At 69.7% G+C, this 22,653-nt stretch carries 25 protein-coding genes; 5 read left to right on the top strand and 20 right to left on the bottom strand.

Going from position 1 to position 22,653, the window contains the following annotated elements; translation table 11 throughout:
* Positions 1–19: 19 nt before the first annotated feature.
* Both QF030_RS25480 and QF030_RS25475 read right to left on the bottom strand, forming a co-directional pair.
* Entirely contained in the window at positions 20–1,459 is a 1,440-nt protein-coding gene (locus QF030_RS25480) for an NAD(P)H-hydrate dehydratase (protein WP_307164933.1), read from the bottom strand.
* A gap of 69 nt (positions 1,460–1,528) precedes the next feature.
* On the bottom strand, positions 1,529–1,900 hold the full coding sequence (locus QF030_RS25475) for a holo-ACP synthase (RefSeq protein WP_307164932.1): 372 nt from the start codon (positions 1,898–1,900) through the stop codon (positions 1,529–1,531).
* 185 nt (positions 1,901–2,085) lie between these two features.
* Here QF030_RS25475 and QF030_RS25470 point away from each other — a divergent pair, with 185 nt between their 5' ends.
* Together QF030_RS25470 and QF030_RS25465 are read left to right on the top strand one after the other, a co-directional pair.
* The gene (locus tag QF030_RS25470) at positions 2,086–3,075 is read left to right on the top strand and encodes a hypothetical protein (RefSeq protein ID WP_307164931.1); all 990 of its coding nucleotides are present in this window, start codon (positions 2,086–2,088) and stop codon (positions 3,073–3,075) included.
* The gene (locus QF030_RS25465; protein ID WP_307164930.1) at positions 3,072–4,829 is read left to right on the top strand and encodes a M16 family metallopeptidase; all 1,758 of its coding nucleotides are present in this window, start codon (positions 3,072–3,074) and stop codon (positions 4,827–4,829) included. The genes QF030_RS25470 and QF030_RS25465 overlap by 4 nt, the downstream gene beginning before the upstream one ends.
* 257 nt (positions 4,830–5,086) lie before the next feature.
* Here QF030_RS25465 and glmS read toward each other — a convergent pair whose 3' ends face one another.
* Entirely contained in the window at positions 5,087–6,934 is a 1,848-nt protein-coding gene (gene glmS / locus QF030_RS25460) for a glutamine--fructose-6-phosphate transaminase (isomerizing) (protein WP_307164929.1), read from the bottom strand.
* A 162-nt stretch (positions 6,935–7,096) separates the two neighbouring features.
* Here glmS and coaA point away from each other — a divergent pair, with 162 nt between their 5' ends.
* Complete coding sequence (gene coaA / locus QF030_RS25455; RefSeq protein ID WP_307164928.1) at positions 7,097–8,065, top strand: type I pantothenate kinase; 969 nt, start codon at positions 7,097–7,099, stop codon at positions 8,063–8,065.
* A gap of 16 nt (positions 8,066–8,081) precedes the next feature.
* Positions 8,082–9,020, top strand: coding sequence for a DUF389 domain-containing protein (locus QF030_RS25450; RefSeq protein WP_307164927.1), 939 nt, complete (start codon positions 8,082–8,084; stop codon positions 9,018–9,020).
* A 130-nt stretch (positions 9,021–9,150) separates the two neighbouring features.
* Here the strand turns inward: QF030_RS25450 and glmM are convergent, their stop codons facing one another.
* From glmM to rplM, 3 genes are all read right to left on the bottom strand, one after another.
* Positions 9,151–10,509 (bottom strand): phosphoglucosamine mutase, encoded by a 1,359-nt coding sequence (gene glmM / locus QF030_RS25445; protein WP_307164926.1) that lies wholly within the window; start codon positions 10,507–10,509, stop codon positions 9,151–9,153.
* Positions 10,510–10,787: 278 nt separating this feature from the next.
* Positions 10,788–11,309 carry a 30S ribosomal protein S9 gene (gene rpsI / locus QF030_RS25440; protein ID WP_081553202.1) on the bottom strand — a complete coding sequence of 174 codons (522 nt, stop codon included), beginning with the start codon at positions 11,307–11,309 and terminating at the stop codon, positions 10,788–10,790.
* A 40-nt stretch (positions 11,310–11,349) separates the two neighbouring features.
* The gene (gene rplM / locus QF030_RS25435; protein ID WP_020132189.1) at positions 11,350–11,793 is read right to left on the bottom strand and encodes a 50S ribosomal protein L13; all 444 of its coding nucleotides are present in this window, start codon (positions 11,791–11,793) and stop codon (positions 11,350–11,352) included.
* Positions 11,794–12,233: 440 nt separating this feature from the next.
* Between rplM and QF030_RS25430 the strand changes: the two genes are divergently transcribed.
* On the top strand, positions 12,234–13,106 hold the full coding sequence (locus QF030_RS25430) for a hypothetical protein (protein WP_307164925.1): 873 nt from the start codon (positions 12,234–12,236) through the stop codon (positions 13,104–13,106).
* Positions 13,107–13,134: 28 nt separating this feature from the next.
* Here the strand turns inward: QF030_RS25430 and truA are convergent, their stop codons facing one another.
* The 14 genes from truA to rplR form a co-directional block, all read right to left on the bottom strand.
* Positions 13,135–13,992 (bottom strand): tRNA pseudouridine(38-40) synthase TruA, encoded by an 858-nt coding sequence (truA, locus tag QF030_RS25425; RefSeq protein ID WP_307164924.1) that lies wholly within the window; start codon positions 13,990–13,992, stop codon positions 13,135–13,137.
* A 110-nt stretch (positions 13,993–14,102) separates the two neighbouring features.
* Positions 14,103–14,615 (bottom strand): 50S ribosomal protein L17, encoded by a 513-nt coding sequence (rplQ, locus tag QF030_RS25420; RefSeq protein ID WP_307164923.1) that lies wholly within the window; start codon positions 14,613–14,615, stop codon positions 14,103–14,105.
* Between the two features lie 191 nt (positions 14,616–14,806).
* Positions 14,807–15,829 (bottom strand): DNA-directed RNA polymerase subunit alpha, encoded by a 1,023-nt coding sequence (locus QF030_RS25415; RefSeq protein ID WP_081553201.1) that lies wholly within the window; start codon positions 15,827–15,829, stop codon positions 14,807–14,809.
* A gap of 175 nt (positions 15,830–16,004) precedes the next feature.
* Entirely contained in the window at positions 16,005–16,409 is a 405-nt protein-coding gene (gene rpsK, locus QF030_RS25410; RefSeq protein ID WP_010354218.1) for a 30S ribosomal protein S11, read from the bottom strand.
* A gap of 70 nt (positions 16,410–16,479) precedes the next feature.
* Positions 16,480–16,860, bottom strand: a complete 381-nt coding sequence (gene rpsM, locus QF030_RS25405) for a 30S ribosomal protein S13 (RefSeq protein ID WP_307164922.1) — start codon at positions 16,858–16,860, stop codon at positions 16,480–16,482.
* Between the two features lie 211 nt (positions 16,861–17,071).
* On the bottom strand, positions 17,072–17,185 hold the full coding sequence (gene rpmJ / locus QF030_RS25400) for a 50S ribosomal protein L36 (protein WP_003998809.1): 114 nt from the start codon (positions 17,183–17,185) through the stop codon (positions 17,072–17,074).
* 72 nt (positions 17,186–17,257) lie between these two features.
* Positions 17,258–17,479, bottom strand: a complete 222-nt coding sequence (gene infA, locus QF030_RS25395; protein ID WP_003948620.1) for a translation initiation factor IF-1 — start codon at positions 17,477–17,479, stop codon at positions 17,258–17,260.
* A 305-nt stretch (positions 17,480–17,784) separates the two neighbouring features.
* Positions 17,785–18,621, bottom strand: a complete 837-nt coding sequence (gene map, locus QF030_RS25390) for a type I methionyl aminopeptidase (protein ID WP_307164921.1) — start codon at positions 18,619–18,621, stop codon at positions 17,785–17,787.
* Between the two features lie 105 nt (positions 18,622–18,726).
* Positions 18,727–19,389 (bottom strand): adenylate kinase, encoded by a 663-nt coding sequence (locus tag QF030_RS25385; protein WP_307164920.1) that lies wholly within the window; start codon positions 19,387–19,389, stop codon positions 18,727–18,729.
* Positions 19,389–20,702, bottom strand: a complete 1,314-nt coding sequence (gene secY / locus QF030_RS25380; protein ID WP_307164919.1) for a preprotein translocase subunit SecY — start codon at positions 20,700–20,702, stop codon at positions 19,389–19,391. Before secY ends, QF030_RS25385 begins: the two co-directional genes overlap by 1 nt.
* Before the next feature lie 257 nt (positions 20,703–20,959).
* Positions 20,960–21,415, bottom strand: coding sequence for a 50S ribosomal protein L15 (gene rplO, locus QF030_RS25375; protein WP_307164918.1), 456 nt, complete (start codon positions 21,413–21,415; stop codon positions 20,960–20,962).
* A gap of 2 nt (positions 21,416–21,417) precedes the next feature.
* Complete coding sequence (rpmD, locus tag QF030_RS25370; RefSeq protein ID WP_005313525.1) at positions 21,418–21,600, bottom strand: 50S ribosomal protein L30; 183 nt, start codon at positions 21,598–21,600, stop codon at positions 21,418–21,420.
* Positions 21,600–22,205, bottom strand: coding sequence for a 30S ribosomal protein S5 (gene rpsE / locus QF030_RS25365; RefSeq protein ID WP_307164917.1), 606 nt, complete (start codon positions 22,203–22,205; stop codon positions 21,600–21,602). The genes rpmD and rpsE overlap by 1 nt, the downstream gene beginning before the upstream one ends.
* A gap of 64 nt (positions 22,206–22,269) precedes the next feature.
* Positions 22,270–22,653: a 50S ribosomal protein L18 gene (gene rplR / locus QF030_RS25360; RefSeq protein WP_020132625.1), complete on the bottom strand. Its 384-nt coding sequence runs from the start codon at positions 22,651–22,653 to the stop codon at positions 22,270–22,272.

Below are 22,653 nucleotides of genomic sequence, written 5' to 3'. Positions count from 1 at the left end.
GGGCGAGGAGAGCCGCCCCCTACCCCCGCACGTCACGCCACGCCTCCGCAACCGCCGCGGCCACGTCATGCGCCCCCACCGGCGCACCGTCCGCGGCGAACCTCCCCGCCAGCCCGTGCAGATAGGCCCCCGCACTCCCCGCGTCCAACGCGTTCAGCCCCGCCGCCAGCAACGACCCCGCCAGCCCGGACAGCACATCGCCGCTCCCGGCCGTGGCCAGCCACGCCGTCCCCGTCGCGTTCACCCGCACCAGCCCGGCCCCACCCGCGTCCGCGACCAACGTCGTCGACCCCTTCAGCAGCACCGTCGCCCGGTAGCGGGCCGCCAGCTCCCGCACGGAACGCAGCCGGGCCCCCTCCACCTCCTCCCGCGCCACCCCGAGCAGCGCGGCCGCCTCCCCCGCGTGCGGCGTCATCAGCGTGGGCGCGGTCCGCTCCCGCACCGCGTCGGCGTCCGCGAGGCGCAGTCCATCGGCGTCGATCAGCACCGGCACGTCGGCGGACAGCACCTCCGCCACCGTCTTGGCGTCGTCCCCGGCGCCCGGTCCGACGACCCAGGCCTGTACCCGCCCGGCCTGCCGGGGCCCCCGGTCGGACACCAGCGTCTCGGGAAACCGCGCGACGACCGCGTCCCCGGCCGGTCCCACGTACCGCACCGCCCCCGCCCCGCCCCGCAGCGCGCCCGCGACGGCCAGCACGGCGGCCCCCGGATACCGGGCGGACCCGGCGGCGATCCCGACGACGCCCCGGCGGTACTTGTCGCTCTCCCCGCCGGGCACCGGCAACAGAGCGGCCACGTCCGCATGCTGGAGGGCCGCCAGCTCGGGCTCGGCGGGCAACTCGCCCCCGAGCCCGATGTCGACGAGCCGCACCGACCCGGCGTACTCCCGCGCCGGATCGACGAGCAGCCCCGGCTTGTGCGTGCCGAAGGTGACGGTGAGGTCGGCGCGGATCGCGCTCCCGTGCACCTCACCGGTGTCGGCGTCGACCCCGCTGGGCAGATCGACGGCGACGACGGCGGCCCGGGCCTCGGCGACGATCGCGGCGAGCGAGGCCGCGTCCGGCCGCAGCCCGCCCTTCCCGCCGATCCCGACGATGCCGTCGAGCACGAGGTCGGCCCGCCGGACGACGGCTTCGGCGCCGGCCGGCCCGACCGGGTGCCCGCCCGCCCGCCGCAGGGCGGCCAGCCCCGCGGCGTGAGTGCGCTCGGGCGCGAGCAGCACCGCGGTCACCCCCGCACCGCGCCGGGCGAGCCGGGCGCCGGCGTACAGGGCGTCGCCCCCGTTGTCGCCGCTGCCGACCAGCAGCACGACCCGCCGTCCGTACACCCGCCCCAGCAGGTCGGCGCAGGCGGCGGCGAGCCCGGCGGCGGCCCGCTGCATGAGGGCCCCTTCCGGAACCCGGGCCATCAGCTCCCGCTCGGCACGACGGACGGTCTCAACGCGGTAGGCAGTACGCATACGGTCGAGTCTGCCCCGGACTCCCCCGTCACCGCACGCCGCCACCGCACGCCGTCGGCCGGCCGCGGCTCACCCCTCGGCCACCACCACCGCCGAGGCGACGCCCGCGTCGTGACTCAGCGACACATGCCAGCCGCGCACGCCCAGTTCGGCCGCCCGCGCGGCGACGCTCCCCCGCACCCGCAGCCGAGGCCGCCCGCTCTCCTCGACGAAGACCTCCGCGTCCGTCCACAACAGTCCGGGCGGCGCCCCCAGGGCCTTGGCGAGAGCCTCCTTCGCGGCGAACCGGGCCGCCAGCGAGGCGGCACCCCGCCGCTCGCCGCTCGGCAGCAGCAACTCGCTCTCCAGGAACAACCGCCGGGCCAGCCCCGGCGTCCGTTCCAGCGACGCCGCGAACCGCTCGATCTCGGCCACGTCGATACCGACCCCGATGATGCTCATGCCGAGCACCCTACGGCCGGACTGTCACAGCCTGCTGCTAGCCTGCGGCGACTTGATCAAGCCGGATCGCACCGGACGACGCCGCATCACCTCGGACGGCGTGCGGTCGCATCGGTGAAGAACCCGCAGCGCGCCCTGGGGGGCCAGCCCGCGCGCCGCGGACAGTTACGCCAGGGGGCGGAGGAATGACCAGCACCACCAACGGCATGGCCGGCGACGGACCCACGAACACCTGGGGACCGACCTTCGACCCGTACGACAACACACCCGAGCTGATCCCGCTGCGCACCGCCGCCCAGGCCGGACACTGGCCCACTCTGCGGGCCTGCCTGGCGGGCCTCGACTCGGTCGACAAGCTGTCCTCCGCCGTCGGCCTCGTCGCCGACATCCCGGGCGTCGAGAACTTCCTGGAGCGGGCGGCGGCGGAATCGCCCGGCGACCCGCTGCCGCGCACCCTGCTCGCCGAGCGGTACGTCTACATCGGCTGGGACATCCGCAGCGGCGCCCGCGCCCAGCACGTCTCGCGGGACCAGTTCACCCAGTTCCACGACTGGCTGCGCAAGGCCGAGCAGCTGCTGATCGAGGTCTGCGCCGAGCACCCCGCGTACGCCCCCGCCTGGACCGCCCGGCTGATGACCGCGCGCGGCCTCCAGCTGGGGCAGGCCGAGGCCCGCCGCCGCTACGACCGCCTCTCCGCCCACCATCCGCACCACTACCACGCGCAGGTGCAGCTGCTCCAGCAGCTGTGCCCCAAGTGGAGCGGCTCCTGGGAGGCGGCGCACGGCTTCGCCCGTGAATGCGCGACCGCGGCCCCCGACGGCTCGAACTCCGGTGCCCTGGTCGCCCTCGCCCACATCGAGCGCTGGCTGGACCTGGACACCGGCGAGGACGCGGCCTACATGCGGGGCCTGCCGGTCCGCGACGACCTGCGCAACGCCGCCCAGGTCTCGGTACTGCACCCGGACCACCGGCCCGACTGGAACTCGATCGGCGCGCACAACGCGTTCGCGTTCGCCTTCTCGCTCGGCAACCACTGGGAGTACGCGGCCCCGCACTTCGCCTTCCTCGGCGACCGCGCGTCCGAGTCCCCGTGGCACTACGTGCCCGACAAGAAGTCCGCGTTCCTCAAGTCCCGCAAGGCCGCGCTGGAATCCCGAGGAGGCGGCAACCGATGACCACCGACCTGCACGAGCACGAACACGACCACCACGCCGGCCTCGCCGCGCTGGCCGGGCTCGTCTCGCACACCACCACGCAGCACATCCCCACCCTCTACGCCCCCGCCTCCGGCAAGGAGATCACCGCCGGACTCTTCTTCCGGGTGGGCCGCGCCGACGAGACCCTGGCCACCGCCGGCCTCACCCACCTCGTCGAACACCTCGCCCTGCACCGCCTCGGCCTGTCCGATCTGCACTACAACGGCGCGACGGCGAACGCGTACACCCTCTTCCACGTCACCGGCAGCGAGGAGGAGGTGGTCAAGTACCTCAACAGCGTGTGCGCGGGGCTGCGGGACCTGCCGATGGAGCGGCTGGACACCGAGAGGGAGATCCTGCGCACGGAGGCGGCCGGCCGCGGCGGCCCGCAGCAGCAGATGCCGCTGTGGCGGTACGGCGCACAGGGCTACGGCCTGTCCAGCTACAACGAGCTCGGCACCTGGAGCCTGACCCCGGACCAGGTGCGGCACTGGGCCGAGACCCGCTTCACCAGGGACAACGCGGTGCTGTGGATCACCAGCGACCAGGTGCCCGACGGCCTGGACCTCACTCTCCCCCAGGGCACCCGCCTCCCCGCTCCGGCCGCGACCAGCGCACTGCCCACGACGCCCGCGTACATCAGCGGCGACGACGGCCATGTCGTCCTCACCTCGGTGCTGCGCCGCTCCACCGCGGCCGTCGTCTTCGCGGACGTCCTCGGCCGGGCCCTGTTCCAGGACCTGCGCCAGGAGGGCGGCTACTCGTACTCCGCGGAAGCCGACTACTCCCCGCGCGACGCCGACTTCGCCACCCTCACCGCGTACGCGGACTCCCTCCCGCAGAAGCAGGACGCGGTCGTCGGCGGCTTCGTCGACACCCTCGCCCGGCTGCGCGCGGGCCGCATCGAACAGTCCGAGCTGGACTCCGTGCGCGCCAAGCTCCTCAAGATGTACGACGCCCCCGACCTCGGCGCCGCCGCCCTCCCCTCGTACGCGCTGAGCCTGCTGCTCGGACACCGGATCCTCACCCCCGACCAGCACCGGGCGGAGCTGAACGCGGTGACGACCGACGACCTGCGCGAGGTCGCCCGGGAGGCGTGGGGCAACGCGCTCCTGCAGGTACCGGGCCGGGGCGTCGACTGGGCGGGCCTCACTCTCGCCCCGCAGCACTCGCAGGCCGCCCTGACCGGTACCCGCCACCAGTCCCTGGAGGACGAGGAGGTCACCCTGGTCATCGGCGCCGAGGGGGTGAGCCTGCTGACGCCGAGGGGCCCGGTCACCGTCCGCTACGACGCCTGCGCGGCGATGACCACCCGCCCCGACGGCGCCCGCACGCTGACCGGCCACGACGGCTTCTCGGTCACCGTGGAGCCCACCCTGTTCCGAGGGGTGACGCCGGAACGCATCGCCGCGCTGGACGCGGCCGTGCCCGCACAGGCGGCGGTCCGGATGCCGGCCCGCGAGCCCGACCACATCCCGCAGCCGCGCAAGCGGACCCCCCGTCCGCGTTCCTCCGGCAACGGCCGCTCCACCTGGGGCTGGACCGCCGCGCTCTGGCTCGTCGGCCTGCTCGCGGCGGCATGGGGCCTGCTGTGCGGGATCATCACGGCCGACGAGGCCTCGGCCACCGCCCCGGAGTGGGACGCGGTGACGGGCGTCTGGGTCCTGGAACTGCCCCTCGCGTTCGCGACCTGGAAGGTGTACGCGGCGAGAAGGCGACGCGCACGGAGCTGACGGGTCGCCCGTGGGGCCCCGACCGCCGCAGGCGATAGGGGCCCCACGGGCGCGGGCGCGGTCGATCCGCGGCTCCACCGCGTCGCGCGGCGACCAGCCACCACGCACCCGCACATCCCCACCCGCCGACGCCCCGCGCCCACATCCGCACCCGCACCCGCATCCCCACCCGCCGACGCACAGCACCCCGCCCCGCCCTACCCCCCGGCCGACGCCCCCGCCGACGCACAGGATCCGCCCCCCTCAGGCGCCCCCGCTCACTCCACCGTCACCGACTTCGCCAGGTTCCGCGGCTGGTCGACCTCGTTGCCCCGGGCCGTCGCCAGCTCGCACGCGAACACCTGCAAGGGAACCGTGGCGACCAGCGGCGACAGCAGCACCGGCGTGACCGGGATCCGCACCAGGTGGTCGGCGTACGGCACCACCGTCTCGTCCCCCTCCTCCGCGATCACGATCGTCCGCGCACCCCGGGCCCGGATCTCCTGGATGTTGGACACGATCTTGTCGTGCAGGACGGACCGCCCCCGGGGCGAGGGCACCACCACCACGACCGGCACGTCCTCCTCGATCAGCGCGATCGGCCCGTGCTTCAGCTCGCCCGCCGCGAACCCCTCCGCGTGCATGTAGGCGAGCTCCTTCAGCTTCAGCGCGCCCTCCAGCGCGACGGGGTACCCGACATGCCGCCCGAGGAACAGGACGGTGTCCTTGTCGGCGAGGGAACGCGCCAGCTCCCGCACCGGCTCCATGGTCTCCAGCACCCGCCCGACCGCGCCGGAGATCTGCGCGAGGTCCCGGACGACGGCCCGGATCTCGTCGCCCCACTTGGTGCCGCGCACCTGGCCCAGATACAGCGCGACGAGATAGCAGGCCACCAACTGCGTCAGGAACGCCTTGGTCGAGGCGACGGCGACCTCCGGCCCGGCGTGCGTGTACAGCACCGCGTCCGACTCCCGGGGGATCGTCGACCCGTTGGTGTTGCAGATCGCCAGCACCTTGGACCCCTGTTCCCGCGCGTGCCGCAGCGCCATGAGCGTGTCCATCGTCTCCCCGGACTGGGAGATGGCGATGACCAGCGACCGGGAGTCGAGAATCGGGTCCCGGTAACGGAACTCGCTGGCCAGCTCGACCTCGCACGGGATCCGCGTCCAGTGCTCGATGGCGTACTTGGCGATGAGGCCCGCGTGGAAGGCCGTACCGCACGCGACGATGACGACCTTGTCGACCTCCCGCAGCTCGGAGGCCGGGATCCGCACCTCGTCGAGCGTCAGCGCGCCAGAGGCGTCGACGCGGCCGAGCAGGGTGTCGGCGACGGCCTTGGGCTGCTCGGCGATCTCCTTGAGCATGAAGTAGTCGTAGCCCCCCTTCTCCGCGGCCGACGCGTCCCAGTCGACGTGGTACGACCGGACGTCCGCCGGGCGCCCGTCGAAGCCGGTCACCGTCACCCCGTCCCGCCGCAGCTCGACGACCTGGTCCTGACCCAGCTCGATCGCCGACCGGGTGTGCGCGATGAACGCGGCGACGTCCGAGGCGAGAAAGGCCTCGCCCTCGCCGACGCCCACCACGAGCGGCGAGTTGCGCCGCGCCCCGACCACCACGTCCGGCTCGTCGGCATGCGCCGCGACCAGCGTGAACGCCCCCTCGAGCCGTCGGCACACCAGCCGCATGGCCTCGGCCAGGTCGGCCGTCGCCGAGAACTCCTCGGCGAGCAGATGGGCCACGACCTCGGTGTCGGTCTCGGAGAGCAGCGTGTGCCCCCGCTCGGCCAGTTCGGCCCGCAGCACGGCGAAGTTCTCGATGATCCCGTTGTGCACGACGGCGACCCGGCCTGCGTTGTCGAGATGCGGATGCGCGTTGGCGTCCGTCGGCCCGCCGTGCGTGGCCCACCGGGTGTGCCCGATGCCCGTCGTCCCGGTCGGCAGCGGCCTGGCCGCGAGCTCCTTCTCCAGATTGACGAGCTTGCCCGCCTTCCTCGCGGCGGCGAGCCCTCCGTCGGCCAGAACGGCGACCCCCGCCGAGTCGTAGCCCCGGTACTCCAGCCGCCTCAGCCCGGCCATGACGACGTCCAGCGCCGACTGAGACCCCACGTATCCCACGATTCCGCACATGCGCGGCAGCCTACGATCGAATCCCGCCCGGAAAGAGCCTCCACGTGCCCGATTTCGGAAATTCCCACGGGTGTACGCCGCCTCGACGAGGCGTGACGGACCCCACCCGCCATCCTGTTCAAACTCCGTTAACAATGGACTGTGATCTCTCCGGTCTCCCCGATGCCCCGGAGCGCCCACCGGCCCAGGCCGGAGGCGACTCCCTTCGTCGACCTCACCCGATCCGAGTGGAGCGCGCTGCGCGAGAAGACTCCGCTGCCGCTGACCGCCGAGGAGGTCGAAAAGCTGCGCGGCCTCGGTGACGTCATCGACCTCGACGAGGTCCGTGACATCTACCTCCCGCTGTCCCGTCTGCTCAACCTCTACGTGGGCGCCACCGACGGCCTGCGCGGCGCCCTGAACACCTTCCTCGGCGAACAGGGCTCCCAGTCCGGCACCCCGTTCGTGATAGGCGTCGCGGGTTCGGTGGCGGTCGGCAAGTCGACGGTCGCCCGACTGCTCCAGGCCCTGCTGTCCCGCTGGCCGGAACACCCCCGCGTGGAGCTGGTCACCACGGACGGCTTCCTGCTCCCCACCAGGGAACTGGAAGCCCGCGGCCTGATGTCCCGCAAGGGCTTCCCCGAGTCCTACGACCGCCGCGCCCTGACCCGCTTCGTGGCCGACATCAAGGCCGGCAAGGGCGAGGTCACCGCACCCGTCTACTCCCACCTGATCTACGACATCGTCCCGGACCGCAGGCTCACCGTGCGCCGCCCCGACATCCTCATCGTCGAGGGCCTCAACGTCCTTCAGCCCGCGCTCCCCGGCAAGGACGGCCGCACCCGCGTCGGCCTCGCCGACTACTTCGACTTCAGCGTGTACGTCGACGCGAGCACCGAGGACATCGAGCGCTGGTACCTCAACCGCTTCCGGAAACTCCGTCAGACGGCCTTCCAGAAGCCGGACTCGTACTTCAGGAAGTACACCCAGGTCTCCGAGGACGAGGCCGTCGACTACGCCCGCACCCTCTGGCGCACCATCAACAAGCCCAACCTGGTGGAGAACATCGCGCCCACCCGGGGCCGCGCCACCCTGATCGTCCGCAAGGGCCAGGACCACAAAGTGCAGCGCCTGAGCCTGCGCAAACTCTGACGGCTACCCTGCCTCCATGCTGCACCTGCGCCTGATCACGCCGTCGGACAGAACCGACGACGTGATCCATGTGATCGAGAAGACCGTCGGCACCACCCATCTCGTGGTGGTGCCGGGGGCGGCCCGCAATCCGGCGGGCGATGTGGTCATGTGCGACGTGGCGCGCGAGGCGGGCGACGAACTCCTCAGCGAACTACAGCAGTTGGGCCTGGACAAGACGGGCTCCATCGCCGTGGAGAACATCGACCTGTCGCTCTCCCGGCGCGCCGACAAGGCCGAGGCGGAGGCGCCGGGCGAGGGCGCCGACGCGGTTCTGTGGGAGCACCTCACGGACGCCACCCACGAGGAGTCGACGCTCTCGGTCACCTACCTCGCGTTCATCACCCTCGCCACGATGATCGCGGCCTGCGGTGTGGTGCTCGACAACGCCGTCCTGATCGTGGGCGCGATGGCCGTCGGCCCGGAGTTCGGCCCCCTGGCGGGTGTGTGCACCTCGATCGTGCAGCGGGCTCCCCGGCTGGCCCTGCGCTCACTGATCGCCCTGCTGGTCGGCTTCGCGGTGGCGATGGCGGCGACGGTGGGCTTCAGCCTCTTCATGGACGCGATCGACCTGTTCAGCAAGGGGCAACTGGAGGCCGACCGGCCCCAGACCGGCTTCGTCTACGCCCCCGACGCCTTCTCGTTCATCGTGGCCGTCCTGGCGGGCGCCGCCGGCACCCTCTCCCTGACCTCGGCGAAGTCCGGCGCCCTGGTGGGCGTGGCGATCTCGGTCACGACGGTCCCGGCCGCCGCCAACGCCGCCGTGGCCCTCAGCTTCGGAGACATGGCACAGACCCGGGGCTCCACAGAGCAACTGCTGCTGAACCTGATGGGCATCATCCTGGCCGGCACATTGACGCTGCTCGCTCAGAAGTGGTTCTGGTCGAAGCAACGGCAACGGGCAGCCGCCGGGTAGCGCGCGTTCCTGTTTTCAGGGGCGCGGGGGGAACTGCGCGACAGGCCACGACGAACCCGCAGCCCGCAACGCACAGCACCCCCACCCCGAACCCCGCTCGAAGCGGCCGCGCCGACTGACCGAGCGCCGACTAACCCAGCGCCGACTTCACGACATCGGCCAGCCGCCCGGCGACAGACCGGGCCTGGTCGATGTCCGCGGCCTCTACCATGACGCGTACGAGCGGCTCGGTCCCGGAAGGCCGAAGCAACACCCGCCCGGTGGAGCCGAGTTCCCGCTCCGCCTCACCGACGGCAGTCGCCAGCTCGGCCGAGTTCCCGACCCGGGACCGATCGACGTCCGGCACATTGATCAGCACCTGCGGCAACCGCTCCATCACCGAGGCCAGCTCCCGCAGCGAACGACCGCTCTCGGCGACGCGAGCCGCCAGCATCAGCCCCGTCAGCGTGCCGTCACCGGTCGTCGCGTGGTCGAGGATGATCACGTGCCCGGACTGCTCGCCCCCGAGCGCGTACCCGTGTTCCTTCATCTCCTCCAGCACGTACCGGTCGCCGACGGCGGCCCGCACGAGCTGGATACCCTCCCGATCCATGGCCAGCTTGAAGCCGAGGTTGGACATGACGGTGGCGACAACGGTGTCGGACCGCAGCGCGCCCCGCTCCCGCATGGCCAGTGCGAGCACGGCGAGAATCTGGTCCCCGTCGATCTCCTCACCCGTGTGGTCCACGGCCAGGCACCGGTCGGCGTCCCCGTCGTGCGCGATGCCGAGGTCGGCCCCGTGCTCGAGGACCGCGGCCTTCAGTTTGTCCAGGTGCGTGGACCCGCACCCGTCGTTGATGTTGAGCCCGTCCGGCTCGGCGCCGATGGTCACGATCTCCGCGCCGGCCCGCGTGAACGCCTCCGGCGACACCCGGGCGGCGGCGCCGTGCGCCTCGTCGAGGACGATCTTCAGCCCGTCCAGCCGGTTGGGAAGCACGGCGATGAGGTGCGCGACGTAGCGGTCGAACCCTTCGCTGTACGACCGCACGCGGCCGACGCCGCTGCCGGTCGGCCGGCTCCAGGGGGCGCCGGTGCGGTGCTCCTCGTAGACGGACTCGATCCTGCCCTCGAGCTCGTCGGCCAGCTTGTGGCCGCCGCGGGCGAAGAACTTGACGCCGTTGTCGGGCATGGCGTTGTGGCTGGCGGACAGCATCACGCCGAGGTCGGCGCCCAGCACACCGGTGAGGTAGGCGACGGCGGGCGTCGGCAGCACGCCGACCTTCAGCACGTCCACGCCGGCGCTCGCCAGACCGGCCACCACGGCCGCCTCCAGGAACTCCCCGGACGCGCGCGGGTCCCGTCCGACGACTGCCACCGGCCGGTGGCCCGCGAACGTGCCCGCCTCGGCCAGCACATGCGCCGCCGCGACGGACAGGCCGAGCGCCATCTCCGCCGTCAGATCCGCGTTGGCGACACCGCGCACGCCGTCCGTGCCGAAGAGTCGTCCCACTTGTCCTCCTGAGGAAGCGTCAGTTTCAAAAGGCGTGCGGGTACGTCGGACGATCGACCGGTCGGGTCGGGTCGGTCCACGGCGGCTCCGCGTCCAGGCATTGGATGCCCTGAACATCCGATCACACAAGCCTTTGAGCACCTTGTGCCGTTATACGCCCACGGCTGCGAGAAAACGAACGCCCCGGCGACACTGTGGCGTGCCGCCGGGGCGTTCGGAGTACGTACGAGCGAACCGCACGGGCCCGTCCCGGAATACGTACGAGCAGGCAGCGAAGCTTAGCGCTTGCTGTACTGCGGGGCTTTGCGGGCCTTCTTGAGACCGGCCTTCTTGCGCTCGACCGCACGGTCGTCACGCGTGAGGAAGCCGGCCTTCTTGAGGGCGCCACGGTTGTTGTCGACGTCGGCCTCGTTCAGCGCGCGGGCGACACCGAGACGGAGCGCACCGGCCTGACCGGAGACACCGCCACCCGAGATACGGGCGATGACGTCGTAGCGGCCTTCGAGCTCGAGCACCTTGAAGGGCTCGTTGACTTCCTGCTGGTGCACCTTGTTCGGGAAGTAGTCCTCGAGGGTGCGACCGTTGATCTTCCACTTGCCGGTGCCCGGAACGATCCGGACGCGGGCGATGGCGTTCTTGCGACGGCCCAGGCCGGCGGCCGGCTGGGGCTCGCCGAAGCGGGAGGCGAGGGACTCCGAGGTGTACTCACCCTCGACGGGGACCTCGGACTCGGTGGTGTAGCTCTCGATGTCGACGAGCTCGGTCTCTTCGAGCGGCTGCTCGGCAGTGGTCTCGGCCACGGTTCTCCTCAGTTCTTTTCAGCTAGGGGTGTGGCCGGAATTACTGCGCGACCTGGGTGATCTCGAACGGCACGGGCTGCTGAGCCGCGTGCGGGTGCACGTCGCCCTTGTAGACCTTCAGCTTCGACAGCATCTGACGGCCCAGCGTGTTCTTGGGGAGCATGCCCTTGACGGCCTTCTCGACGGCCTTCTCCGGGTTGTTCGCCAGGAGGTCGTCGTAGCGCACGGAGCGCAGACCGCCCGGGTAACCGGAGTGGCGGTACGCCATCTTCTGGGTCCGCTTGTTGCCGGAGAGGTGCACCTTGTCGGCGTTGATGATGATGACGAAGTCACCGGTGTCGACGTGGGGCGCGTAGATCGGCTTGTGCTTGCCCCGGAGGAGGGACGCGGCAGTGGTGGCGAGACGGCCCAGGACGATGTCCTGAGCGTCGATGACGTGCCACTGGCGCGTCACATCGCCGGGCTTGGGGCTGTACGTACGCACGGTTCGTAGCCTTCGCTTCTTCAGTGAATTGGTCCTGACAAGGTCACCGAAGACGATCACGACAGCCCAGACCGCACTGCGGTGACGCAAGCCGCGTGCTGGTCGCTGGTCATCGGCCCGGTGGACCGGTGTAAGGGCCCGTCCCGTGAGAAGAGCAAGCCAATACACAACGAAGATGCAGGATACCCGGCTCTCGGGGGCCGGGTCAAAACGGGCCCTCTCACCCGATCACGCGTGGGCATGTCAGCCTCACCGGAAGCCGCCGCCGGAAACCCCGTTCCGGAGTGGCCTGCGCCACACTACCGGTCCCCGCCTGCGAATATGCCGCACCAACCACCCGGAGATGTCACGTTTGCCCCCACTCGCACCATGAACACCAAGGACTCCGGCGCCGGTTGGGGCGGAACAGCATCCCCCGCTCCCCGTCTAAGATGCGGCCCATGAGCTATGGGCAGGGGGGACCTCAGTCCCAGTGGGATCCGTGGAAACCGAACTCCCAGCAGCCGTGGACCAGCGGCGATGACGGCCCGACCCCGGACTGGGCCGCGCTCGCGGAGGCGTCCGAGACGCGCAACAAACGCCGTCGGCTGCTCTTCATAGGCGGCGGCGCGCTGGCCACGCTCGCCATCGGCACCGCCGTCGCCATGGCCGTGGTGTCGGCGAACGGCAGCGACGAGGCGAACCAGCCGACCTCCTCGGTGCCCGCGACCGACCTGCCCAGCGCGTCCACCACGCCCTCCTTCGCGCCGACCAGCGCCCCGCCCCCGCTGGACCCGAAGGAGTTCGTCGCCAGCAAGGCCAAGGACACCGCCCCCAACGGGCCGGACCTGCTCTTCCCCGGCACGCAGCTGACCATGGGCTCGGCCGTGTACAAGAAGGGCCCCAAGGCCGACAGCACCACCTGCACCACGGGCGTCCAGGGCACGCTGCCCAAGGTGCTCACCGCGAACGACTGCACCCGCCTCATGCGCATCACCTACACCAAGGACAACATCGCGGTCACGGTCGGTGTGGCGGTCTTCGACACCGAGGCACAGGCCCTCAAGGTCAAGAGCCAGGCCGACAAGCAGAGCATCGTCAAGGCCCTCACCGGCGGGGACGTCAAGGCCTTCTGCGACGGCGCGATCTGCCGCTCCACGACCAATTCCTACGGCCGGTACGCCTACTTCACCATCACGGGCTTCACGGACGGCAAGGACGTGACCACCAAGGACACGGCGGTCTTCACCGCCGGGGACGACCTCGCGGAGTTCGCCTTCCAGCGGATCCGCCAGCGCGGCGAGGCCCAGGCCTCGGCGGCTGCCGCGAACTGACCGCGGACACCGACGCGGGGCCGGGAGCTCAGCAGCACCCGGCTCCGGGCAGCGTCCGCCTGTTGCGCGCCTCCTTGTTGCGCGCGGCGAGCAGCTCGTCGGCCGGGTAGCCGACCTCCTCCAGCGTCAGCCCGTGCGGCCGTACGACATGCACGGCGGAATCGCGCACCCCCGCCGCCAGCACCTTCCCGGGCCACTCCGCGCTCCGGTGCCCGTCGCCGACGAAGAGCAGCGCCCCGATCAGCGAGCGCACCATGTTGTGGCAGAAGGCGTCGGCCCGGACGGTCGCGGTGACGACCCCGTCCTCGCCGCGCACCAGGCTCAGCTCCTGGAGCGTGCGAATGGTCGTCGCCCCCTCCCGCCGCTTGCAGTAGGCGGCGAAGTCGTGCTCACCGAGCAGCCGCCGGGCGGCCTCGTTCATGGCGTCGACGTCCAGGGGCCAGTCGTGCCAGAGGACGTGGCTGCGCAGCAGGGGGTCGACACCCCCCGGGTTGTCGGTGACCCGGTACGCGTACCGCCGCCAGATCGCCGAGAACCGCGCGTTGAACCCGGCGGGCGCCTCGGCGAGGGACCAGATCCGCACATCCTTGGCGAGCCGCCCGGCGAGCCGCTTGAGGAGCTTCTCCCGGTGCTCGGCCCAGAGGTCCTCCGGCAGATCGACGTGCGCCACCTGCCCGCGCGCGTGCACACCGGCGTCCGTACGCCCCGCCACGGTCAGCTCGTACGTGGTGTCCCCCGACCGGGTCACGGTCCGCAGGGCGTCCTCGATGTCCCCCTGCACGGTCCGCCGCCCGCCGGCCTGTCTGGCCCATCCGGAGAACCCGCTCCCGTCGTACGAGAGGTCCATCCGCACCCGTACGAACCCGGGCTCTGCTTCGTCACTCACCCCTGGATCCTTTCAAGCCTGACCTTCGGAGAACGCCTCCGCGAACGCCCTCCGCAAACGCGGAACGGGCCCACCCCGAAGGGCGGACCCGTCCACTGCGAGGCGGTGCCTCAGGCGTCCTTGGACTCCTCGGCCGGAGCCTCGTCGGCCGCAGCCTCGTCGGCGGGCTTGGCGTCCTCGACGACCTCGTCCTTCTTGAGGTCGTCTTCCTTGACCGCACGCTTGGTGGCGGCCTCGGCCTCACCAGTGGCCTGCTGCGCGACGGTCAGCGCCTCGACCAGCTCGATGACAGCCATGGGCGCGTTGTCGCCACGACGGTTACCGATCTTGGTGATGCGGGTGTAGCCACCCGGGCGGTTCTCGTAGCGCGGGCCGATCTCGGTGAAGAGCGTGTGCACGATGCTCTTGTCCGTGATCACCTGGAGCACCTGACGACGGTTGTGAAGGTCGCCCTTCTTCGCCTTGGTGACCAGACGCTCGGCGTACGGACGCAGCTTGCGCGCCTTCGCCTCGGTGGTGGTGATGCGGCCGTGCTCGAACAGCGACTTCGCGAGGTTCGCGAGAAGCAGCTTCTCGTGCGCGGCGCTGCCGCCCAGACGGGCACCCTTGGTGGGCTTCGGCATGGTGTTTCTCCTAGGTGTCTGCCCCGGCCGTATCAGGTACCGGGGTCAGTGTCCGAGCAGGCGATCGCCTGTCGAAGATCCGGGCGCCGTTCCCGGCGCGCCCGGAGGATCCGCGCCCCCGAAAGGGCGCGGGGACTGCGTGACCAGCCACAACGGTCCCGCAGCCGAAGTCGGACCGCGTCGCGGAGCGACTAGTACTGCTCGGTCTCCACGAAGCCCGCGTCCGCGTCGTCGTCGGCGCCGAAGGCGTCGGCGGCGGCGGTCGGGTCGAATCCGGGCGGGCTGTCCTTGAGCGCGAGGCCCATGCCGGCCAGCTTCGCCTTGACCTCGTCGATGGACTTCGCACCGAAGTTGCGGATGTCCAGCAGGTCGGCCTCGGAACGGGCGACGAGCTCACCCACGGAGTGGATGCCCTCACGCTTGAGGCAGTTGTACGACCGAACGGTGAGCTCGAGCTCCTCGATCGGCAGGGCGAGATCAGCGGCGAGAGCGGCGTCCGTGGGGGACGGGCCCATGTCGATGCCCTCGGCGTCGATGTTCAGCTCGCGGGCGAGACCGAACAGCTCGACCAGCGTCTTACCGGCGGAGGCCATGGCGTCACGGGGACGCATCGCCTGCTTGGTCTCGACGTCGACGATCAGCTTGTCGAAGTCGGTGCGCTGCTCGACACGCGTGGCCTCGACCTTGTACGTGACCTTGAGAACCGGCGAGTAGATCGAGTCGACCGGGACGCGCCCGATCTCCTGACCCAGCTGCTTGTTCTGCACGGCGGAGACGTAACCGCGACCGCGCTCGACGGTCAGCTCCATCTCCAGCTTGCCCTTGCCGTTGAGCGTGGCGAGGACGAGGTCGGGGTTGTGCACCTCGACACCGGCCGGGGGCGCGATGTCGGCGGCGGTGACCAGACCCGGGCCCTGCTTGCGCAGGTACATCACGACCGGCTCGTCGTGCTCCGAGGAGACGACCAGCTGCTTGATGTTGAGGATCAGGTCGGTGACGTCCTCCTTGACGCCCGGCACGGTGGTGAACTCGTGCAGCACGCCGTCGATACGGATGGACGTGACCGCCGCACCCGGGATCGAGGACAGGAGGGTCCGGCGCAGGGAGTTGCCGAGGGTGTAACCGAAGCCCGGCTCCAGCGGCTCGATCACGAACCGGGAGCGGAATTCGTCGACGACCTCTTCGGTCAACGAGGGACGCTGAGCGATCAGCATGTGGCGATCAGATCCTTCTTTCGTGGACGCCCGCTATTTGACGCCCGACGGAACCGTGCGCACTCACCGCACGGGTACTGCAAGGGTACGGGCGATACGGCCCTTTTACGGAGCCGTACCGCCCGAAAGCCTCAGACCGACACGCGGCCGTGTCCAGCCGACGTGAGCCGGTGCGTCAGACGCGACGACGCTTGGGCGGACGGCAGCCGTTGTGCGGGGTCGGGGTGACGTCCTGGATGGAGCCGACCTCGAGGCCCGTCGCCTGGAGCGAGCGGATGGCGGTCTCACGACCGGCGCCCGGGCCCTTGACGAAGACGTCGACCTTGCGCATGCCGTGCTCCTGCGCGCGACGGGCAGCCGACTCGGCGGCCATCTGCGCGGCGAACGGCGTGGACTTGCGCGAGCCCTTGAAACCGACGTGGCCGGCGGAGGCCCACGAGATCACGTTTCCGGCCGGGTCCGTGATGGACACGATCGTGTTGTTGAACGTGCTCTTGATGTGCGCCTGGCCGTGCGCGACGTTCTTCTTTTCCTTGCGGCGCACCTTCTTGGCAGCGCCCTGACGACCCTTGGGGGGCATCTACAAACTCCTACGGGGAGGTGGTCGGTCCTACAGCGAAGACCGCTGATGAAGCGTTGTCCGCTGAGGACTACTTCTTGCCCGGCTTCTTCTTGCCGGCGATGGCGCGACGCGGGCCCTTGCGGGTACGAGCGTTCGTGCTGGTGCGCTGACCGCGGACAGGCAGACCACGACGGTGACGGAGACCCTGGTAGCTACCGATCTCGACCTTGCGGCGGATGTCGGCCTGGATCTCGCGACGGAGGTCACCCTCGGTCTTGATGTTGGCGTCCACGTACTCGCGGATCGCGACGAGCTGCTCCTCGGAGAGGTCGCGAACGCGGGTGTTCGGGTCGACGCCGGTCGCTGCCAGCGTCTCCTGGGAGAGGGTCCGGCCGATGCCGAACACGTAGGTGAGGGCGACCTCCACACGCTTTTCGCGCGGGATGTCGACACCGGAAACGCGTGCCATTCAATGGCTCCAGTTGATCTTCGGAGGTCTTCCGCAGCACCGACTCCCATCCGCCGGCCTCCTCGTGAGGATTAGGTACGAATGGGTCCCCGGCCTCCGAGCCGGGGGTATCAGACGGGAGCACCCGTCTGGGCTCTGCGTATGAACAAATACTGCTCGCGTCGCGCGAAGTCTCTGCGATGTCGATGCAGAGGGTGTGATCTCTGAGCGATCAGCCCTGGCGCTGCTTGTGGCGCGGGTTCTCGCAAATGACCATGACCCGACCGTGACGGCGGATCACCCTGCACTTGTCGCAGATCTTCTTGACGCTCGGCTTGACCTTCATGGGATGTGAGGTTCTCCGGGTCAGTTGCCGGCCACCCCGCACGCGGAACCGCGCACAGGGCCTGGGCAAGATCTACTTGTAGCGGTAGACGATCCGGCCACGCGTGAGGTCGTACGGAGACAGCTCCACCACGACCCGGTCGTCAGGGAGGATACGGATGTAGTGCATACGCATCTTGCCGCTGATGTGTGCCAGGACCTGGTGGCCGTTCTGGAGCTCGACCTTGAACATGGCGTTCGGAAGAGACTCGACGACAGTGCCCTCGATCTCGATGGCACCTTGCTTCTTGGCCACGCTTCGCCCTTCGAATCGACTACCTTGATCGACTCCCCTGCGTTTCCCCTAGGGGCGCATGCAGACATGCGAGTGCACGAGAGCCGACGAGTCAGTCTACGTCAGGCTCCGCGGAAACACGAATCGTGAAGTCTGCCCAACGGCGGAGATCCTTAAGCAACGGGCTCCGCCCGTCCGGCGTTCGAGGACGAGGCCCGTCGGGGACCGGAAGGGGTGCCCGGGGGCACAGCACAGCCCCCGGGGACGGGACGGACGCGAAGGGGCGGCGGGGGCAGGTCACCCGGCGCCCACTCCGCAGGGCGGCCTCAGCCCAGCGGATCCGGCGCCGCCGTCACACCGTGCTCCGCCAGCTTCGCCTTGCCCCCGTCGACAGCCGTCAGCACCAGCGGACCCGCCTCGGTCAGCGCGACGGAGTGCTCCCAGTGCGAGGACCACGTGCCGTCGGTCGTGATGACCGTCCAGTCGTCCTCGAGGACCTCGGTCCGCGGGGTCCCCAGGGACACCATCGGCTCGATGGCCAGGCAGAATCCGGGAACCAGCTTCGGCCCCTTGCCCCGCCTGCGGTCGACGTAGTTCAGGAGGTGCGGGTCCATGTGCATCTCGGTGCCGATGCCATGGCCGCCGTAGTCCTCGATGATGCCGTAGCGCCCGCCGCCCGGCTTGGGCTGACGGCGGATGTACGTCTCGATCGCGCGGGAGACGTCGACCAGCCGGCTGCCCGCCTTCATCGCGGCGATGCCGGCCCACATCGACTCCTCGGTGACCCGGGAGAGCTCGACCAGCTCCGGAGCGTGCCCCGAGCCGACGAACGCCGTGTACGCCGCGTCGCCGTGCCAGCCGTCGACGATCGCGCCGCAGTCGATGGAGATGATGTCGCCGTCCTTGAGGACGACCTCTTCGGAGGGGATGCCGTGCACCACCACGTCGTTGACCGAGGTGCAGATCGTCGCCGGGAATCCGCCGTAGCCGAGGAAGTTCGACTTCGCGCCGTTCTCCGCCAGGACCTTACGAGCGACGTCGTCCAGGTCCTTCGTCGTCGCCCCCGGCACCGCGGCTTCGCGTGTGGCCGCGTGGATGGCGGCGACGACCAGCCCCGCCGCACGCATCTTGGCGATCTGCTCGGGGCTCTTGATCTGCACCATGGGGGGCCTGCGCTCTCCGTCACTCAGGTCGGTCGGGTTACGTATGTACACAACAGTACGGCCGTGGTGTCCCGGAGGACTCCACGGCCGTACGGAGAACGACGACTACTGGTCGTCGCCCTCGCGCTTCAGTGCCGCCAGCGCACGGGCGGTGACCTCTTCCACCGGACCCATGGCCTCGATGGTCACGACCAGGCCCTGCGCCTTGTAGTAGTCGATGATCGGCTCGGTCTGCGTGTGGTAGACCTCGAGCCGCGTGCGGACCGTCTCCTCGGAGTCGTCGTCCCGCTGGTACAGCTCGCCGCCGCAGACGTCGCAGACGCCTTCCACGGCGGCCTTCTTGTACGTCACGTGGAAGACGTGCGAGGAGTCGTTACGGCAGATGCGCCGGCCGGCGATCCGCTTGACGACCTCCTCCTCCGGGGCCTCCAGGTCCAGTACCGCGTCCAGCTTGATGCCCTCGTTGGTGAGGAGCTCGTCCAGCGCCTCGGCCTGCGACACGTTGCGCGGGAAGCCGTCCAGCAGGAAGCCACGCTCGGCGTCCGGCTGCTCCATGCGGTCCTTGGCCATGGCGATGGTGACCTCGTCGGGGACGAGGTTGCCGGCGTCCATGTAGGACTTCGCGAGTTTCCCGAGCTCCGTCTGCTGGCTGATGTTGGCGCGGAACAGGTCGCCCGTGGAGATGTGCGGAACGCGCAGCTTCTCGGCCAGACGTGTGGCCTGCGTTCCCTTTCCGGCGCCCGGCGGCCCGACGAGGACGATACGCATCAGCGGAGGAACCCTTCGTAATTGCGCTGCTGGAGCTGGCTCTCGATTTGCTTCACCGTCTCGAGACCGACACCCACGATGATCAGGATGCTGGTACCACCGAACGGGAAGTTCTGGCTTGCCCCGAAGCCAACCAACGCCATCGTCGGTACAAGAGCGATCAGACCCAGATACAGCGAACCCGGCCAGGTGATCCGGTTGAGTACGTAGGAGAGGTACTCAGCGGTCGGTCGGCCAGCCCGGATGCCCGGGATGAAGCCACCATACTTCTTCATGTTGTCGGCTACTTCCTCGGGGTTGAAGGAGATAGCCACGTAGAAGAACGCGAAGAAAACGATCAGCAGGAAGTACATGCTGATGTAGATCGGGTGGTCACCCTTGGTCAGGTTGGTCTCGATCCAGGTCTTCCAGCTGGAGGTTCCGCTGGAGAACTGGGCGACCAGGGCCGGGATGTAGAGCAGCGACGAGGCGAAGATGACCGGGATCACACCGGCCTGGTTCACCTTGAGCGGGATGTACGTCGAGGTACCGCCGTAGGACCGGCGGCCGATCATGCGCTTCGCGTACTGCACCGGGATACGGCGCTGGGCCTGCTCGACGAAGACCACCAGACCGACCATGACCAGGCCGACCAGGATGACGGTGCCGAACTCGATCCAGCCGCCCGCGAGCGTGCCCTGCTTCTTGATGGCCCACAGGGCCGAGGGGAAGGTCGCGGCGATCGAGATGAACATCAGGATCGACATGCCGTTGCCGATACCGCGGTCGGTGATGAGCTCACCGAGCCACATGACCATGGCCGTACCGGCGGTCATGCAGATGACCATGGTGATGGTCGTGAAGATCGCCTGGTCCGGGACGATGCTCGAAGCGACCGTGCAACCGGAGAACAGGGCGCCGCTGCGGGCGGTGGCCACCAGGCCGGTGCCCTGGAGGATGGCGAGCGCCACGGTGAGGTAGCGGGTGTACTGCGTGATCTTCGCGGTGCCGGCCTGGCCCTCCTTCTTGAGGGCTTCCAGACGCGGGATCACCACGGTCAGCAGCTGAAGGATGATGCTCGCGGTGATGTACGGCATGATGCCCAGCGCGAAGATCGTGATCTGGAGCAGCGCGCCGCCGCTGAACATGTTGACCAGACCGAAGAGGCCCTGGTTGCCGGACGCCTCGTCCACACACCGCTGAACGGACGTGTAGTCGACACCGGGAATCGGAATATGTGTCCCGAGCCGGTAGATGACGATGATGGCGAGCGTGAAGAGCAGCTTCTTGCGCAGGTCGGGCGTCCTGAACGCCCGGGCGAACGCGGTGAGCACGGTGCCTCCTGCGACCCCCACGCATCTGCGTCAAGGGTGACGGTCTTGAGGGTCCAATAAGAACAACGACAACGACAACGACATGTGTAACGGTCGACTGCCGCTCAAGGTGCCCCATGGGAAGCATCTTGTGAAAGTGGGCAGCGGAGGTCACCTTACCGGCGAGAGTGCCGCCCTAGGAACGACCAACCGGGGATACCCCATATGTGGGGTATCCCCGGTCGGGATCGCTCAGGTCATCGAGGCGCCTGTGGTGTTCAGACGAGCTCGGTGACGGTACCGCCGGCGGCGGTGATCTTCTCCTTGGCGGAGCCGGAGACGGCGTCGACCGTCACCTGCAGCGCCACGGAGATCTCGCCCTGGCCGAGGACCTTGACGAGGCTGTTCTTGCGAACGGCGCCCTTGGCGACGAGGCCCTCGACGGTGACCTCGCCACCCTCGGGGTACAGCGCCGCCAGCTTGTCGAGGTTCACGACCTGGAACTCGGTCTTGAACGGGTTCCTGAAGCCCTTGAGCTTCGGGAGACGCATGTGGAGGGGCATCTGCCCACCCTCGAAGCGCTCCGGAACCTGGTAACGGGCCTTCGTGCCCTTGGTACCACGACCGGCCGTCTTACCCTTCGACGCCTCACCACGACCCACACGGGTCTTGGCGGTCTTGGCGCCCGGGGCGGGACGGAGGTTGTGGATCTTGAGCGGGTTGTTCTCCGCCATGATCAGTCGACCTCCTCAACCGTCACGAGGTGGCGGACGGTGTGCACCATTCCGCGGAACTCGGGGCGGTCCTCCTTGACGACCACGTCGTTCAGGCGCTTGAGCCCGAGCGAACGCAGCGTGTCGCGGTGGTTCTGCTTGCTGCCGATGTACGACTTCGTCTGCGTGATCTTGAGGCGGGCCATTACGCACCAGCCCCGGCACGCGCACGAAGCAGGGCCGCGGGAGCGACGTCCTCGAGGGGCAGACCGCGGCGGGCCGCGATCTCCTCGGGACGCTGCAGGCCCTTCAGGGCCGCCACGGTCGCGTGCACGATGTTGATCGCGTTCGACGAACCGAGCGACTTCGACAGGATGTCGTGAACGCCGGCGCACTCGAGCACAGCACGCACCGGGCCACCGGCGATAACGCCGGTACCGGGGGAAGCAGGCTTGAGCAGGACGACGCCCGCGGCCTTCTCGCCCGTGATCGGGTGCGGGATGGTGCCCTGGATACGGGGGACCTTGAAGAAGTGCTTCTTGGCCTCCTCAACACCCTTGGCGATGGCGGCCGGCACCTCCTTGGCCTTGCCGTAACCGACACCGACGGTGCCGTCACCATCGCCCACCACGACCAGCGCGGTGAAGCTGAAGCGACGACCACCCTTCACAACCTTGGCGACGCGGTTGATCGCGACGACGCGCTCAACGTACGCGGTCTTCTCGGCGGCGGCGTTGCCACCGTCACGGCCCTTCCGGTCCCGCCGCTCGCCGCCACCGGCACCGCTTCCGCGGCGCTGGGGTCCAGCCATTGGATTACCTCTCTCTTTTTCCGCTAGCTACGCAGCGACCTAGGTCGCTAGCGCGACGGGCGACTCAGAACTTGAGTCCGGCTTCGCGGGCGGCGTCCGCCAGGGCGGCGATGCGCCCCGCGTACTGGTTGCCGCCACGGTCGAATACGACAGCCTCGACACCGGCGGCCTTGGCGCGCTCGGCGACCAGGGCGCCGACCGACTTGGCCTGCGCGGACTTGTCGCCCTCGCCGCCGCGGATCGTCGTGTCCAGGGTCGACGCCGACGCCAGGGTGTGACCCTTGATGTCGTCGATGACCTGGGCCACGATGTGGCGGTTGGAGCGCGTCACGACGAGACGCGGACGCTCAGCCGTACCCGAGATGTGCTTACGGATCCGGATGTGGCGACGCTTGATCGCGGCACGCTTGTAAGCGTCGCCCTTGAGGATCTTCTGTCCGTATGCCAT

The sequence above is a fragment of the Streptomyces rishiriensis genome, from assembly GCF_030815485.1.
Classification (GTDB): Bacteria; Actinomycetota; Actinomycetes; order Streptomycetales; family Streptomycetaceae; genus Streptomyces; species Streptomyces rishiriensis_A.
The sequence above is the reverse complement of the archived record's forward strand: the minus strand, read 5'-3'. Positions and strand labels throughout refer to the sequence as shown.

What these genes read in the sequence shown, in the direction of transcription:
- QF030_RS25480 (WP_307164933.1), bottom strand. Translation starts at nt 1,459, where the DNA reads ATGCGTACTGCCTACCGCGTTGAGACCGTCCGTCGTGCCGAGCGGGAG.
- QF030_RS25475 (WP_307164932.1), bottom strand. Translation starts at nt 1,900, where the DNA reads ATGAGCATCATCGGGGTCGGTATCGACGTGGCCGAGATCGAGCGGTTC.
- QF030_RS25470 (WP_307164931.1), top strand. Translation starts at nt 2,086, where the DNA reads ATGACCAGCACCACCAACGGCATGGCCGGCGACGGACCCACGAACACC.
- QF030_RS25465 (WP_307164930.1), top strand. Translation starts at nt 3,072, where the DNA reads ATGACCACCGACCTGCACGAGCACGAACACGACCACCACGCCGGCCTC.
- glmS (WP_307164929.1), bottom strand. Translation starts at nt 6,934, where the DNA reads ATGTGCGGAATCGTGGGATACGTGGGGTCTCAGTCGGCGCTGGACGTC.
- coaA (WP_307164928.1), top strand. Translation starts at nt 7,097, where the DNA reads ATGCCCCGGAGCGCCCACCGGCCCAGGCCGGAGGCGACTCCCTTCGTC.
- QF030_RS25450 (WP_307164927.1), top strand. Translation starts at nt 8,082, where the DNA reads ATGCTGCACCTGCGCCTGATCACGCCGTCGGACAGAACCGACGACGTG.
- QF030_RS25430 (WP_307164925.1), top strand. Translation starts at nt 12,234, where the DNA reads ATGAGCTATGGGCAGGGGGGACCTCAGTCCCAGTGGGATCCGTGGAAA.
- rplQ (WP_307164923.1), bottom strand. Translation starts at nt 14,615, where the DNA reads ATGCCGAAGCCCACCAAGGGTGCCCGTCTGGGCGGCAGCGCCGCGCAC.
- QF030_RS25415 (WP_081553201.1), bottom strand. Translation starts at nt 15,829, where the DNA reads ATGCTGATCGCTCAGCGTCCCTCGTTGACCGAAGAGGTCGTCGACGAA.
- rpsK (WP_010354218.1), bottom strand. Translation starts at nt 16,409, where the DNA reads ATGCCCCCCAAGGGTCGTCAGGGCGCTGCCAAGAAGGTGCGCCGCAAG.
- rpsM (WP_307164922.1), bottom strand. Translation starts at nt 16,860, where the DNA reads ATGGCACGCGTTTCCGGTGTCGACATCCCGCGCGAAAAGCGTGTGGAG.
- rpmJ (WP_003998809.1), bottom strand. Translation starts at nt 17,185, where the DNA reads ATGAAGGTCAAGCCGAGCGTCAAGAAGATCTGCGACAAGTGCAGGGTG.
- map (WP_307164921.1), bottom strand. Translation starts at nt 18,621, where the DNA reads ATGGTGCAGATCAAGAGCCCCGAGCAGATCGCCAAGATGCGTGCGGCG.
- QF030_RS25385 (WP_307164920.1), bottom strand. Translation starts at nt 19,389, where the DNA reads ATGCGTATCGTCCTCGTCGGGCCGCCGGGCGCCGGAAAGGGAACGCAG.
- rplO (WP_307164918.1), bottom strand. Translation starts at nt 21,415, where the DNA reads ATGGCGGAGAACAACCCGCTCAAGATCCACAACCTCCGTCCCGCCCCG.
- rpmD (WP_005313525.1), bottom strand. Translation starts at nt 21,600, where the DNA reads ATGGCCCGCCTCAAGATCACGCAGACGAAGTCGTACATCGGCAGCAAG.
- rpsE (WP_307164917.1), bottom strand. Translation starts at nt 22,205, where the DNA reads ATGGCTGGACCCCAGCGCCGCGGAAGCGGTGCCGGTGGCGGCGAGCGG.
- rplR (WP_020132625.1), bottom strand. Translation starts at nt 22,653, where the DNA reads ATGGCATACGGACAGAAGATCCTCAAGGGCGACGCTTACAAGCGTGCC.